Annotated in this window: 14 protein-coding genes; 4 read left to right on the forward strand and 10 right to left on the reverse strand. The window is 61.1% G+C overall.

Annotated features, from left to right (window positions below; genetic code table 11):
* Window position 1: 1 nt before the first annotated feature.
* Window positions 2–853, reverse strand: a complete 852-nt coding sequence (locus ACIPZE_RS08785) for an STAS domain-containing protein (protein ID WP_283436682.1) — start codon at window positions 851–853, stop codon at window positions 2–4.
* A 251-nt stretch (window positions 854–1,104) separates the two neighbouring features.
* Between ACIPZE_RS08785 and ACIPZE_RS08790 the strand changes: the two genes are divergently transcribed.
* Window positions 1,105–1,374, forward strand: coding sequence for a hypothetical protein (locus ACIPZE_RS08790; protein WP_129393189.1), 270 nt, complete (start codon window positions 1,105–1,107; stop codon window positions 1,372–1,374).
* A 63-nt stretch (window positions 1,375–1,437) separates the two neighbouring features.
* On the opposite strand, the gene ACIPZE_RS08795 is transcribed toward ACIPZE_RS08790, so the two are convergent.
* On the reverse strand, window positions 1,438–1,959 hold the full coding sequence (locus ACIPZE_RS08795; RefSeq protein ID WP_400772463.1) for a DUF4142 domain-containing protein: 522 nt from the start codon (window positions 1,957–1,959) through the stop codon (window positions 1,438–1,440).
* Window positions 1,960–2,163: 204 nt separating this feature from the next.
* Between ACIPZE_RS08795 and ACIPZE_RS08800 the strand changes: the two genes are divergently transcribed.
* Together ACIPZE_RS08800 and ACIPZE_RS08805 are read left to right on the forward strand one after the other, a co-directional pair.
* Window positions 2,164–2,406 carry a YdcH family protein gene (locus ACIPZE_RS08800; RefSeq protein ID WP_129393195.1) on the forward strand — a complete coding sequence of 81 codons (243 nt, stop codon included), beginning with the start codon at window positions 2,164–2,166 and terminating at the stop codon, window positions 2,404–2,406.
* A 109-nt stretch (window positions 2,407–2,515) separates the two neighbouring features.
* Window positions 2,516–2,680: a hypothetical protein gene (locus tag ACIPZE_RS08805; protein ID WP_400772465.1), complete on the forward strand. Its 165-nt coding sequence runs from the start codon at window positions 2,516–2,518 to the stop codon at window positions 2,678–2,680.
* Between the two features lie 107 nt (window positions 2,681–2,787).
* On the opposite strand, the gene ACIPZE_RS08810 is transcribed toward ACIPZE_RS08805, so the two are convergent.
* The 3 genes from ACIPZE_RS08810 to ACIPZE_RS08820 form a co-directional block, all read right to left on the reverse strand.
* Window positions 2,788–3,804 (reverse strand): SMP-30/gluconolactonase/LRE family protein, encoded by a 1,017-nt coding sequence (locus ACIPZE_RS08810; RefSeq protein WP_400772624.1) that lies wholly within the window; start codon window positions 3,802–3,804, stop codon window positions 2,788–2,790.
* Window positions 3,805–3,860: 56 nt separating this feature from the next.
* Window positions 3,861–5,006 (reverse strand): SRPBCC family protein, encoded by a 1,146-nt coding sequence (locus ACIPZE_RS08815; protein ID WP_400772467.1) that lies wholly within the window; start codon window positions 5,004–5,006, stop codon window positions 3,861–3,863.
* 112 nt (window positions 5,007–5,118) lie between these two features.
* Window positions 5,119–5,982: a LysR family transcriptional regulator gene (locus ACIPZE_RS08820; RefSeq protein ID WP_283436678.1), complete on the reverse strand. Its 864-nt coding sequence runs from the start codon at window positions 5,980–5,982 to the stop codon at window positions 5,119–5,121.
* Between the two features lie 175 nt (window positions 5,983–6,157).
* On the opposite strand from ACIPZE_RS08820, the gene ACIPZE_RS08825 reads away from it, so the two are divergent.
* The gene (locus ACIPZE_RS08825; protein WP_400772469.1) at window positions 6,158–8,146 is read left to right on the forward strand and encodes a U32 family peptidase; all 1,989 of its coding nucleotides are present in this window, start codon (window positions 6,158–6,160) and stop codon (window positions 8,144–8,146) included.
* Between the two features lie 78 nt (window positions 8,147–8,224).
* Here the strand turns inward: ACIPZE_RS08825 and phnE are convergent, their stop codons facing one another.
* From phnE to ACIPZE_RS08850, 5 genes are all read right to left on the reverse strand, one after another.
* Window positions 8,225–8,992, reverse strand: coding sequence for a phosphonate ABC transporter, permease protein PhnE (gene phnE, locus ACIPZE_RS08830; RefSeq protein WP_400772471.1), 768 nt, complete (start codon window positions 8,990–8,992; stop codon window positions 8,225–8,227).
* Window positions 8,989–9,816 (reverse strand): ABC transporter permease, encoded by an 828-nt coding sequence (locus ACIPZE_RS08835; RefSeq protein WP_129393214.1) that lies wholly within the window; start codon window positions 9,814–9,816, stop codon window positions 8,989–8,991. Before ACIPZE_RS08835 ends, phnE begins: the two co-directional genes overlap by 4 nt.
* On the reverse strand, window positions 9,810–10,607 hold the full coding sequence (locus ACIPZE_RS08840; protein ID WP_283436675.1) for a phosphonate ABC transporter ATP-binding protein: 798 nt from the start codon (window positions 10,605–10,607) through the stop codon (window positions 9,810–9,812). Before ACIPZE_RS08840 ends, ACIPZE_RS08835 begins: the two co-directional genes overlap by 7 nt.
* The gene (locus ACIPZE_RS08845; protein WP_129393220.1) at window positions 10,604–11,467 is read right to left on the reverse strand and encodes a putative selenate ABC transporter substrate-binding protein; all 864 of its coding nucleotides are present in this window, start codon (window positions 11,465–11,467) and stop codon (window positions 10,604–10,606) included. The genes ACIPZE_RS08840 and ACIPZE_RS08845 overlap by 4 nt, the downstream gene beginning before the upstream one ends.
* Before the next feature lie 258 nt (window positions 11,468–11,725).
* A complete protein-coding gene (locus tag ACIPZE_RS08850) occupies window positions 11,726–12,232 on the reverse strand; it encodes a GNAT family N-acetyltransferase (protein WP_400772625.1) in 507 nt (168 codons plus the stop codon).
* Window positions 12,233–12,235: the final 3 nt, after the last annotated feature.

A 12,235-nucleotide genomic window follows, 5' to 3' on the forward strand; every position in this document is an offset into this window, starting at 1 on the left:
CTTAAACCGTCTTGACGAGGCTGATACCCAGGCGGGTCAACGCCAGTTTCAGCGCGTCGGCCAGATTGGCCTTGGTCACCACGCCTTGCAGGTCGAGGCCGAGGTGGACGATGGTCTGCGCGATTTGCGGACGCACGCCGCTGATGATGCAGTCAGCGCCCATCAGGCGGATCGCGGTGACGGTTTTCAGCAGGTGCTGGGCGACGAGGGTGTCAACGGTCGGCACGCCGGTGATATCGATGATAGCGATTTCCGAACCGGTGTCGACGATGCGTTGCAGCAACGACTCCATCACCACTTGCGTGCGTTGTGAGTCGAGGGTGCCGATCATCGGCAGCGCCAGCACGCCGTCCCACAGTTTGACCACCGGGGTCGACAGTTCCAGCAGTTCTTCCTGCTGACGCTTGATCACCGCCTCGCGGGATTTCTGGAAAGTACGGATGGTGTGCAGGCCGAATGCATCGAGCAGCTCCGAGACTTCCCAGAGTTGTTCAGCGAGCAACGCCGGTTGTTCTTTGTAGTGCGCTTGCAGCAGATTGAACAGCGGGCCTTTGAGGGCGAAGATGAAGCTCGCGGTCTGTTGCGAGTCCTGGCCGAGCAGGGCGCGACTGTGCGAGAGCTTTTCGAGAAACTGGCGGGTGCTTTCCCATCCCGGTGCGCCGATGTTGGTGCCATTGTCGTTCTCGATGCCACTGACCACCAGTTGCAGGAACTCGGTAGTCTGTTGCTGGATGTCGTGATCCTTGAGGTTGCGCGTGGCGCCGCTGGCTTCGAGGCCGCTGATCCATTCGTTCAGCAGTTGCGTTTGTTGTTTTTTCAGCGCGTCGAGGGTGCTGTTCTGCAGTGCTGCCATGTGCCTGTTGCTCCGTAGCGAATGGGGGGCCGATCGATAAAATATGAGCGGCGCGAATTCAATGACATTTGCCGTTTGAAATAGTTGTTCCTTCCGGCGCGGATATTTTTGATTTGGCGCAAGAAAGACTTTGCTAACTCTAGTCGGCGAGAAGACGAGTGGCGATGTTTTGAACGTTGGCGCGATACAGGCTTCGAATCTTCAAGGCCCGGCTGGTTGCAGTCGCGCTGGCTTTGACGAACGAGGTGGCCATGAACGAGCAATCGAAAAATCCGCAAAATCAATCCGCCGAGCCGATCAATCGCAATGATCCGGCGATTGACCCGCAGGTTCCGGGGCAACCCGCGCCGACCCTGCCACAGGGCGAAGACGATCAGGTGCAAAGCGCCGATCCGGCGGTGGATCAGAAGAACCGGCACACGGACAACGACAACGAGTTCAGTCCGGGCTTCAAGCCGCAGCCTGACCGGGCCAGCCCGGATGAGGAGACGGATGCGGATATCGATACTGATGGCGGTTGATTTGCGCAGATAAACAAAGGCCGCATCCGAGGATGCGGCCTTTTTTGTGACGAAACAGAGGGATTATTTGCTCGGATGTTTGGCTTGCAGCTCTTTCGCCGCCGCCAGGTGTTTTTCCAGCCCCGGAAGCATTTTCTGCGCGAAGCCCTTGAGTTCGGAGGCGCCTTTGACCTTGTCGTCGGTCACGGTGTTGGCTTGTTTCTTGAACAACTCGATGGTTTCTTCGTGGGCCTTGACCTGGTTGTTGGCGTAGGCCGCATCGAAGGATTCATCGCGCATGTCGAGGATCTTTTCCTTGGCCTGCTTGACCAGCGTCGTGCTGTCGGGGACTTCGATGTCGTTGGCCTTGGCAATGCTGGCCAGCTCGTCGTTGGCCTTGCCATGGTCGGTGATCATCATGTTGGCGAAAGCCTTGATGTCGGCTGACGAACTTTTTTCCAGGGCCAGACGGCTCGCTTCGATCTCGGCAATCCCGCCGGCGGCGGCGTTATCGACAAAATCGTTGTCAGTGGCGGCGAAAGCACTGCCCATGCCGCTGCTCAAAGCGACAGCCAGAACCAGATGACGCAGTTTGAATCCGTCCATTGGTGTATCTCCACGCAGGTTTTTATGGGTGTTATGCAATGGAGGGAATTGCGCGAACAAAGGTTTTATCGCATTTGCGACAGGGCGACGAACGGACACCGCTGGTCTGACAGGTGGTCGACAGAACCGGGCAACCGAGGCCATTCTGATAACTGGCCAGCGCATCGGTCGCGTTGGCTGCCGATCAACTGACGGAGGTGTTCCATGCCGGTGACCCATGATTTGTTACAGGATTTGAAACTGACGAAGGAAGAGATCCAGCAAAAACGCACCGCGGATCCACATCTGGACGCACTGATCAACAAGTATTCCCAGGCAGACGCCGACGTCGTCAAGGCCGAGACGGCGACTTCGGATGCGCCCAGCGACGACACGCTGAAAAAACTCAAAGAGAAGCGCTTGCAAGTCAAAGACAAGATCGTCGAGCAACTGCAGGCCCGTACCTGACCGCCAGTCGCGCCACCGGCCCCCGGTGGTGAATTGACTGGAACGACGCCCACGACCGGCACCTCGAATGTACAGAGTCTTCCTATACTGACTCTTTGCGAGGTGCCTCATGAACGATCCCAAATTCCCCAGTGAAGAGCAGGGCGCATTCGACCCGGTTCCCACCCATCCCGAACCCAACAGCCCGGCGCATACCACGGCCAATCCTGAAGAGCGGGATGAGGAATTGCCGGAAGACGAAGATCCGGACAAGTTTGACAAGTCCAGCAACTGACAGACCGCTATCGCGAGCAGGCTCACTCCTACAGGGGATCGCATTTCAATTGTAGGAGTGAGCCTGCTCGCGATGGCATCCGCCCATGCAACAGAAAATCCGTTGGCTCACTCAAGGGCCGCATCCAACGGCATCCGCGCCATATGCGTCGCCTTCAGCGAGCCGAAATACAACCACTGCCCATACTCGCGCACCGTGGTAATCGGCGAGTAATTGCCGCTGCTCGCATCCTGCAGATTGGCAATCACCTTGCCGTTCAGATCCAGCCCCAGCGCAAACCCGCGCTTCTCCACCGGTTTCGGCAGCACGCTCAACGCCCGCACAATCATCTTGCGCACGAAGGGGTGCCCGGCAGTGGCATCGAGCAGGGCGTTGCGCGGCGCATACAACGCCACCCAAAAACGGTTGCTGCCATTGAACGCGAGGTTGTCCGGCAACCCGGGCAGGTTGTCGATAAACAGATCATGGGTGCCGGCTTTCGGCCCGCTCAGCCAGTAACGGCTGATGCGATAGGCGCCGGTTTCATTGACCAGCACATAGGCGTCATCCGGGCCGAGGGTCACGCCGTTGGCGAACTCCAGCTTGTCCAGCAACACGCTGGTTTTACCGCTCTGAAAGTCATAGCGCAGCAGGCGCCCGTCGCCGCCATGCTCGATGATGGCCTCGCCGTCATGACCGTAGCCCCAGCGGCTGGAAGCATCGCTGAAATAGGCGTAATGCCCGGATTTATCGATGGCGACGTCATCGGTAAAACCGAAGTCGACGCCATTGGCACTCTTGGTCAGCGCTATCAACTGTCCCTGAGCATCCAGAGACAGCAAACCTTTGACGCCATCGGCAATCACCAGCAACCCGTTGGGATGGCGCGCGAGACCGAGCGGCCGCCCGCCGGTATCGGCCAGCACCTTGCGCTGCGTGCCGTCGAGGCTGGTGCGAATCAGTCGGCCGTCATGCAGGCCGGTGATCAGGAAGTCCTCTTCCAGCAACAACGCTTCCGGGCCTTCGATATCGCCCGGCCCGACCTGCGCCACGGCTTTGAGGCGCTGGTTTTCGGCGTAGACACCCGCCGTCAACGAAGGTGCCGGCTGCGGCGTCCAGGCCACCGGTTCGACTCTGGTCGGCATCAACAGTAAAAACGCGATGACGATAATGATCAGCAGCAAAAAAACATGCCGCAGCCTCACGCGCTGGCCCTCGCCGCAGCCAGGTATTGCGTGGCCATGTCGCGCAGCGCCAGCATCGAGGCGGCCGATTCGCGATCGATGCGCCGCTTCAGCAACAACTGATTGGCAATGCGCATGCCGAGGCCGTCAAAGCGGTAATCCAGCGTGCGCACAAACCGCGTACCGCCAGCCTCGGCCGCGCACTCGTAAGTCAGCAGCAACGACAAACCATGATCGCCCTGAGCCCGCGCGCACCAGCGTCGGCCGGGCAGGTACTCCGTGACTTCCCAGCGCAAATGACCTTCGCGTCCGCCAGCATTGATGTCCTCTTCGAAATGCGCTCCGGCGTGCAGCGGACCTTGTGCGCCGACGATTCGCAAGGACGACGGGTGCCATTCCGGCCAGCGACTGACGCTGGCCGCGTAGGCGAGCACGGCAACCGGTTCGCCGGCGATATCGATCTGGTGCTGCATGCGGGTCATGGGCATTCTCGAATAGCTCAAAGGGGCGGGCTCCGGTTCCCAGTACAGGGTGCCGAACAGGTAGTCCATCAACGGCAGGACGATATTGAAATTGCGCTCCTGCATGCGCTCGCGACGGTGATGCAGTTCGTGCAGGCGGCGCATCTGACGGATCCACGGCAGGCGCGTCAGCGGGTTGCTCGGCGGCAGGTGTTCGCCGGCATGAAACACTTCATAAGTCAGGTAGCCGAGCACCATGCAACCGCCAAACAGCCCGGCGACGTTGCCGTTGAACTGCGCGAACAGCCACCACAACGGCAAAGTGATCAGCAGCGTGTGGACGACGATCAGCCATGCCGGGAACAGAATCACCCGCCAGTCGCGAGCGCTGTCGTAAGTCATGTGGCCGGGGGTGAAAAAGCTGTGATGGTCGCCGGCGTGGCGTGCGTAGAACAGTTTGGCAAAGGTCTTTTTGTGATGGCCGAGATGGCGATGCACCGTGTACACGCCGAAGTTGAAGAACAACAGCGTCAGCGGCACTGTCAGCCATTCCAGCCAGTTGACCTGGTGCACGCTGCTCCAGAACGCGCCGATGGCCAACACACCGAACAGCAGCACAAAAGCGCCATGCAGCCACGGGTTGTACAGCGGATGAATGGCCGCGCGGTAGCGGCTGCGAAATGCCTCGGTGGTCTGCCTCACTGCAATCACCTGTCGGTATTGTGGTTATACCCGGCAGATTAGCCGATCCGGCCGTTTGTGCAGGCCGGACCTTGAGGTCACATACGCCATGTTCCGGTGTAAAGCAGCCGCCTCAACTCAACGGGTTCCAGCGCTGCGACCAGTCGTCATCGGCCTTGATCACTTCGCGCAGCAGGTCAAAGGCTTGTTGCAGGATCGCCGAGTCGCGGTCGCGTGAGTACACCAGGTAAGTCGGATAGCTGAATTCCGGGGCTTTGGTCACGGCTTCGAGGGCGCCGCTCTCCAGGTAGGTGCGCACGACGCGGGTGCGGAAATAGCCGCTGCCGCCGTGTTCGAGAATGTATTGCAGGGCCAGCGGGCCGAGGTTGAAACTCAGCGCAGCCTTGGCTTTTTCCGGCAGGGCGGCGTCGTGCTGACGACGGAAATCCGGGCCCCAATCGATATAGACGTAAGGATCCGGGCGCTCGGGCGCACGCACCAGAATCAGTTTTTCCTCCAGCACTTGCTCGACCTGCAGGCCCGGCCAGTATTCCGGCTGATAGACCAGCGCCGCATCGAGTACGCCGAGTTCGAGCTGGCGCAGGAGGTTTTCGCCGTCGCGGATTTCCATGCGCAGGGCATGCCCGGGGATTTTCTCGCGCAATTCGGCAGCCCAACTGAGCATCAGCGGGTTGCACAGGCTGACCTCGCCGCCGATGTGCAGCACGTTGTGATAGCCCTCGGGCAGCGGCAGATCGCGGCGCGCCGCTTCCCAGGTCTGCACCAGTTGATTGGCGTAGACGACGAAAGCCTCGCCATTGGGCGTCAGTTTCGCCCCGGCGCGGTTGCGCACGAACAACGTGCTGCCCAACTGGCTTTCGAGTTTCTGTACCCGCGCGGTGATCGCCGTTTGCGTGACGAAGAGCTTCTGCGCGGCGGCGGCGAGGCTGCCGTGGCGGACGATTTCGAGGAAGGTGCGAGCGAGGTCGATGTCCATGGGCGGGCCGAGGCAAAAGGTCCGCGCATTGTAAGTGCAGCTTCGCCGGCGCGTCATCGTCGATAGTGGGCGGGCATCTGTGGCGCGACGCCAGCCATCGGGCAGCAGAGGCGTGCCGGGCGCGCGTTTCAGGGGTAGAATGCGCGCCTACCGTGACAGCCTGACTAAAAAAACTATGTCCTTGCCCAAGCATCATCTGGAATTGCTCAGCCCTGCACGCGATGTCGCCATCGCCCGCGAGGCGATCCTCCACGGCGCCGACGCCGTGTACATCGGCGGCCCGAGCTTCGGTGCACGCCACAACGCCTGCAACGAAGTCGGCGAGATCGCCGAACTGGTCGAATTCGCCCGCCGTTACCACGCGCGCATCTTCACCACGATCAACACGATCCTGCACGACAACGAACTGGAGCCGGCCCGCAAGCTGATCCACCAGCTGTACGACGCCGGTGTCGATGCGTTGATCGTCCAGGATCTGGGCGTGATGGAACTGGACATTCCGCCGATCGAGCTGCATGCCTCGACCCAGACCGACATTCGCACCCTTGAGCGGGCGAAGTTCCTCGATCAGGCCGGTTTCTCGCAATTGGTGTTGGCCCGTGAGCTGAACCTGCAGGAAATCCGCGCGATCGCCGATGAAACCGATGCCGCCGTCGAGTTCTTCATCCACGGCGCGTTGTGCGTGGCCTTCTCCGGCCAGTGCAACATTTCCCACGCGCAGACCGGGCGCAGCGCCAACCGTGGCGACTGCTCGCAGGCCTGCCGCTTGCCGTACACCCTGAAAGACGAAAAGGGCGGGGTAATCGCCTACGAAAAACACCTGCTGTCGATGAAGGACAACAACCAGAGCGCCAACATCCGCGCGCTGGTCGAAGCCGGTGTGCGTTCGTTCAAGATCGAAGGTCGCTACAAGGACATGGGCTATGTGAAGAACATCACCGCCTATTACCGCCAGCGCCTCGACGACGTCCTTGAAGACCGTCCGGATCTGGCCCGCGCTTCCAGCGGCCGCACCGCGCATTTCTTCCTGCCCGACCCGGAAAAGACCTTCCACCGTGGCAGCACCGATTACTTCGTCACCGACCGCAAGATCGACATCGGCGCCTTCGATTCGCCGACCTTCACCGGGCTGCCGGTCGGCATCGTCGAGAAAGTCGCCAAGCGTGACATGCAGGTGGTGACCCACGAGCCGCTGTCCAACGGTGATGGCCTGAACGTCTTGGTCAAACGCGAAGTGGTCGGTTTCCGCGCCAACATCGCCGAGGCCAAAGGCGAGTTCGAGGAAGACGGCGAGAAGCGTTACCGCTACCGCGTCGAGCCGAACGAAATGCCCGAAGGCCTGTACAAGCTGCGCCCGAATCACCCGTTGAATCGCAACCTCGATCACAACTGGCAACAGGCGCTGCAAAAGACTTCTTCGGAGCGTCGCGTGGCCCTCAGCTGGGTTGCGCGTCTGCGTGAACAACAGCTGGAAGTGACCGCCACCAGCGAGGAAGGCATCAGCGCCAGCGTCACCCTCGACGGGCCGTTCGGTGTAGCCAACAAGCCTGAACAGGCGCTGGAACAGCTGCGCGATCTGCTCGGCCAGCTCGGCACCACGCAGTACCACGCCACCGACATCAAACTGGATGCGCCAGAGGCGTTCTTCATCCCCAACTCGCAGCTCAAAGCTCTGCGCCGTGAAGTGATCGAGAACCTCACCGCCGCCCGTGTTGCCGCTCACCCGCGTGGCAGCCGCAAAGCCGAAACCAGCCCGCCGCCGGTGTACCCGGATTCGCACCTGACGTTCCTTGCCAACGTCTACAACCAGAAGGCTCGCGACTTCTATCACCGTCACGGCGTGAAGCTGATCGACGCTGCTTACGAAGCTCACGAGGAGGCGGGCGAAGTGCCGGTGATGATCACCAAGCACTGCCTGCGCTTCTCCTTCAACCTGTGCCCGAAACAAGCCAAAGGCGTGACCGGCGTGCGCACCAAGGTCGCGCCGATGCAGTTGGTTCACGGCGATGAAGTACTGACGCTGAAATTCGACTGCAAACCGTGCGAGATGCACATCATCGGCAAAATGAAGGGGCACATCCTCAATCTGCCGCAACCGGGCAGCGTGGTCGGCCACATCAGCCCTGAAGACCTGATGAAAACCATCCCGCGCGCACCGCACTAAGCGACCGGCAAGCGCGCTGCCCGGGTAGCGCGCTTGCCGACGTTGAGCGGATTGCACGAATGATCGAGGCGGGGTGTTTTACGCCTTGACCCAGCGCTGCCGGCTCCAGGCACTCAGCGAATCCACTGCCAATACCAGCAACAGCATCGCCAGGATCACCGTGCTGGCCTGCGCCTCCTGAAACAGGCTGAGGCTCACATAGAGCATCTGCCCCAGTCCACCCGCGCCGACAAAACCCAGTACGCTGGCCATGCGGATGTTGTTTTCCCAGCGATACAGAATGTAGGCGAGCAGTTGTGGCGTCAGGTTCGGCAAGGTGCCGTAACAGAACGCCAGAAGCGGATTGCCGCCTTGCAAACGAATCGCTTCGGCAGGTTGCGGCGGGGTGTTTTCCAGTGCTTCGGCAAACAGACGGCCGAGCACGCCCGTGGTGTGCAGGGCGAGAGCGAGGGTGCCGGCATTCGGTCCGAGCCCGGCAGCGAGTACCATCAATGCCGCCCAGACCAGTTCCGGAATCGCCCGCAAACCATTGAGCAACAGGCGCGAAACGCTTTGCAGCGGCCAGCCGAAACGGCCGGCGGCGGGCAGGGCGAGGATGATCCCCAACACTGCCGCGAGCAGGGTGCCGAGGGCCGACATGGCGAGGGTTTCCAGCGAGCCGTGAACAATCGCTTGCAGGTAACCGGCGCTTACATCCGGGCTGAGAAAGCGCTGCACGTAAGCGCCCATCTGCTTCAGGCTGTTGGCGCTGCTCAGCTCGCCGAGATCGAGGCCAAGATAGCTGAACGAGGCAATCACCGCCGCAACGATGCCGATGATCAGCGCCAGATTGATCAGCCGGTTCATGCCAGCCTCCAGCGCAACAAGCGACTGAGCTGGTCGGCGGCCAGCACCAATACCAGGAAGGTCAGCAGCATGCTGGCGACTTCACCGCCGGCAAACATGCGGATCGACAGATCGATCTGCTGGCCGAGCCCACCCGCACCGACAAAACCCATCACCACAGAAGCGCGGATTGCGCATTCCCAGCGATAGACCGTGTACGAGAGCAATTCCGCCGCGACATTGGGCACGATGCCGTAGGCAAAACTCGCCAGCCGGCCGCTGCCCGATTGCAGCAAGGCGTGGGCCGGGCGCTGATCGGTGGATTCGAAAATCTCCGCGTAGACCTTGCCGAGCATGCCGCTGTAGGTGATCGCGATGGCCAGCACGCCCGCCGCCGGCCCGAGGCCGACCGCGCGGACAAACAACAGCGCCCAGACAATCTCCGGCACGCTGCGCAGGAAGATCAGCAAGCCGCGAATCGGCCAGCGCAACAACCGGCCCATGGCGCTCGGCACGCCACCGCGCGAGGCGGCGGACAACGACAGCGCGCGACTCGCCAGCAGCCCGGCCGGCACCGCCAGCAGCAGGGCCAAGGCCATGCCGGCAGTGGCGATGGCGAGGGTTTGCAACGTCGCTTTGAGCAACAGTTGCAAGAACGCTTGATCGTGCGCCGGTGGCCAGAACGCCGACACGAAGCGACCCATTTCGCTGCGGCTATCATCTTGCAGCAACACGCCAAGGTTCAGTTCACTGAGCTGGATCCCCGGCCACAACAAGGCGATCGCCAAAACGCTCAGCAACAGTCGCGGCCATGCGGCGGGATCGCGTGAATCGGCGCTCAGCATCGTGGAATCTGCACAGTCAGCGGCGCGACCGCAGCGGTCGGCGACTGCAGTTTTTCGTTGGCGTACAAGGCGTCGAGCATGTCCGCGCTGACTTGCCCGGAAGGACTGTCGAAAAAGATCTGGCCGTCGCGCAAACCGATGATGCGTGGAAAGTGCGACAACGCCAGATCGACAGCATGCAGGCTCGCCACCAGCGTGACGTTGTGCTCGCGGGCATGCCGCGACAGGATCGACAGGGTGTGCCCGGCCATCACCGGGTCCATCGCCGACACTGGTTCATCGGCGAGCAGGATTTGTGGGGCCTGATACAGCACCCGGGCGATGCCGACGCGCTGCAATTGGCCGCCGGACAGTTGCTGGCAATGGGCGAACAGTTTGTCGCCGAGATCCAGTCGCGCCAATACCGCGCGAGCACCGGCGACGTCCAGCGGATGCATCAGGTTCAGCAGGCTTTTGCCCAGGCTCCACTGGCCGAGTTTACCGGCGAGCACGGCGGTCACCACACGCTGGCGCGGCGGCAGCGGCGGCGCCTGATGCACCAGGCCGATACGCGCACGCAGACGTTGGCGTTGGCCGGCGGACAAGTGCCAGGCGCGTTCGCCAAGCACTTCGATCTCGCCGCTGCTCGGTCGCAACGCGGTGGCCAGCAGATTGAGCAAACTCGATTTGCCGGCCCCGGACGGACCGATGATCGCCACCTGTTCGCCAACACCAATGTGCAAATCGATGCCGCGCAGGGCCTCGACTCCGTTGGCGTGGCGCAGGCTGCCCTGGTTGAGGCTCAGGGTCATTTCAGCAGTTCGGCGGCGCGGGCGGCTTCCTCGATGCCCTTGTAGTTCTCGGGCTTGGTGTCGATGAAGCGGCTGGCTGCCTGCAGATCAAGAATCTTCTTCTGCTCGGGGTTGGCCGGGTCGAGGTCGAGGAAGGCTTTTTTGATCTTCGCCGCGAGTGCCGGATCAAGCGTGCCGCGCACGGTCCAGTTGTAATCGAAGTAAGTCGGGGTGGTGGCGAAGACTTTGACCTTGTTGGTGTCGACCTTGCCGCTGTCGACCAGTTTTTGCCAGACGCTGGCGTTCAACACGCCGGCATCGACCTTGCCGGCCTGAACCCAGGCGACAGTGGCGTCGTGCGCGCCGGAGTAGGCGACTCGGCTGAAATAGGCTTCGGGCTTGATGCCGTCGTTTTTCAGCATGAAATAGCGCGGCATCAGGCTGCCGGAAGTGGACGACACCGAACCGAAGGCGAAGGTCTTGCCCTTGAGGTCGGCAAGGCTGTGCACATTCGGGTCGGCGGTGATGAATTTGCTGGTGAATTGCGCATCCTGTTCACGCTGCACCAACGGGATCACCGGCGTCGTGGCATCGGTCTTCAGACGCGCCTGCACAAAGGTGAAACCGCCCAGCCAGGCCATGTCGAGACGGTCGGTCGCCAGGGCTTCAACCACTGCCGGATAATCGGCCACCGGCACGAACTGCACCTTCATGCCCAACTGCTGCTCCAGATAAGCACCCAGCGGCTCGAATTTGCGCAGCAGTTCAGTCGGGGCTTCATCAGGAATCGCGCTGACCCGCAAAACGTCAGCGGCCTGCGCCACCAGCGCATTGAAGGACAGGGCCAGGCCGGCGGTCAGTGCCAGGGTTCGTTTGAGCATGGAATTCTCCGTTTCGTGAGCGTCAAAAAAGCTGAAGTGGCGAGGTAAGGCGCAAGCTCAGGGTAGACGAAACGGCGAGGTTATACGTATTCCCGCGCGCAAAGGCCAGCGCCATAAGTGCTGGAGTGCGTAGTGGGTCATCCCGCGCCTCGCTGATCTGCCTGCTGATGTGGGATGGCATGCAAACAGACGACCTCTGAAATGGCAAACGAATGGGTGTGTCCGAATATTTACGGGTGGTTCGCGCCAGCCAGAGACTTATTCGGTAGCCTCAAATGCATCGTGGTATTTCACTTCTCCGACAGGCAGCTCAGCGCCGAATGACAGCACTTGAAAGTATTCCTGCGGCACACCGGGCAACGTCAGCTCAGGATGATTCTTGAAGCCGAAACGCCCGTAATAACCTGGATTGCCCAAGACCACGCAGCCAGCGCCGTGCCGATTTTGCAATTGCGCCAATGCGGCTTTCATCAATGCCGAACCGATGCCCTGATGCTGACGTTCAGGCCATACCGAGATCGGACCAAGACCGTACCAACCGGTGGCGCCAGACGAAATTGTCACCGGTGAGATCGCCACATGGCCGATGATCTTGCCATTCTCCACGGCAACCTGCGAAACGCTCAGTTGGTCGGCCTCGCGCAATGCATTGACGATGAGCTGTTCGGTGTGGCTTGAGTGTTCTTCGTTCTGAAATGCCGCTGCAGTCAGCTGGGCGATGGTGTCGATGTCGTCGGGTTGTTCGTTGCGAATAGTCAGGTTCATGTT

The sequence above is a fragment of the Pseudomonas sp. NPDC089741 genome, assembly GCF_044748825.1.
GTDB classification, from domain to species: domain Bacteria; phylum Pseudomonadota; class Gammaproteobacteria; order Pseudomonadales; family Pseudomonadaceae; genus Aquipseudomonas; species Aquipseudomonas helmanticensis.

What these genes read in the sequence shown, in the direction of transcription:
- ACIPZE_RS08810 (WP_400772624.1), bottom strand. Translation starts at nt 3,804, where the DNA reads ATGCCGACCAGAGTCGAACCGGTGGCCTGGACGCCGCAGCCGGCACCT.
- ACIPZE_RS08850 (WP_400772625.1), bottom strand. Translation starts at nt 12,232, where the DNA reads ATGAACCTGACTATTCGCAACGAACAACCCGACGACATCGACACCATC.
- ACIPZE_RS08845 (WP_129393220.1), bottom strand. Translation starts at nt 11,467, where the DNA reads ATGCTCAAACGAACCCTGGCACTGACCGCCGGCCTGGCCCTGTCCTTC.
- ACIPZE_RS08840 (WP_283436675.1), bottom strand. Translation starts at nt 10,607, where the DNA reads ATGACCCTGAGCCTCAACCAGGGCAGCCTGCGCCACGCCAACGGAGTC.
- ACIPZE_RS08785 (WP_283436682.1), bottom strand. Translation starts at nt 853, where the DNA reads ATGGCAGCACTGCAGAACAGCACCCTCGACGCGCTGAAAAAACAACAA.
- ACIPZE_RS08835 (WP_129393214.1), bottom strand. Translation starts at nt 9,816, where the DNA reads ATGCTGAGCGCCGATTCACGCGATCCCGCCGCATGGCCGCGACTGTTG.
- phnE (WP_400772471.1), bottom strand. Translation starts at nt 8,992, where the DNA reads ATGAACCGGCTGATCAATCTGGCGCTGATCATCGGCATCGTTGCGGCG.
- ACIPZE_RS08790 (WP_129393189.1), top strand. Translation starts at nt 1,105, where the DNA reads ATGAACGAGCAATCGAAAAATCCGCAAAATCAATCCGCCGAGCCGATC.
- ACIPZE_RS08800 (WP_129393195.1), top strand. Translation starts at nt 2,164, where the DNA reads ATGCCGGTGACCCATGATTTGTTACAGGATTTGAAACTGACGAAGGAA.
- ACIPZE_RS08820 (WP_283436678.1), bottom strand. Translation starts at nt 5,982, where the DNA reads ATGGACATCGACCTCGCTCGCACCTTCCTCGAAATCGTCCGCCACGGC.
- ACIPZE_RS08795 (WP_400772463.1), bottom strand. Translation starts at nt 1,959, where the DNA reads ATGGACGGATTCAAACTGCGTCATCTGGTTCTGGCTGTCGCTTTGAGC.
- ACIPZE_RS08805 (WP_400772465.1), top strand. Translation starts at nt 2,516, where the DNA reads ATGAACGATCCCAAATTCCCCAGTGAAGAGCAGGGCGCATTCGACCCG.
- ACIPZE_RS08825 (WP_400772469.1), top strand. Translation starts at nt 6,158, where the DNA reads ATGTCCTTGCCCAAGCATCATCTGGAATTGCTCAGCCCTGCACGCGAT.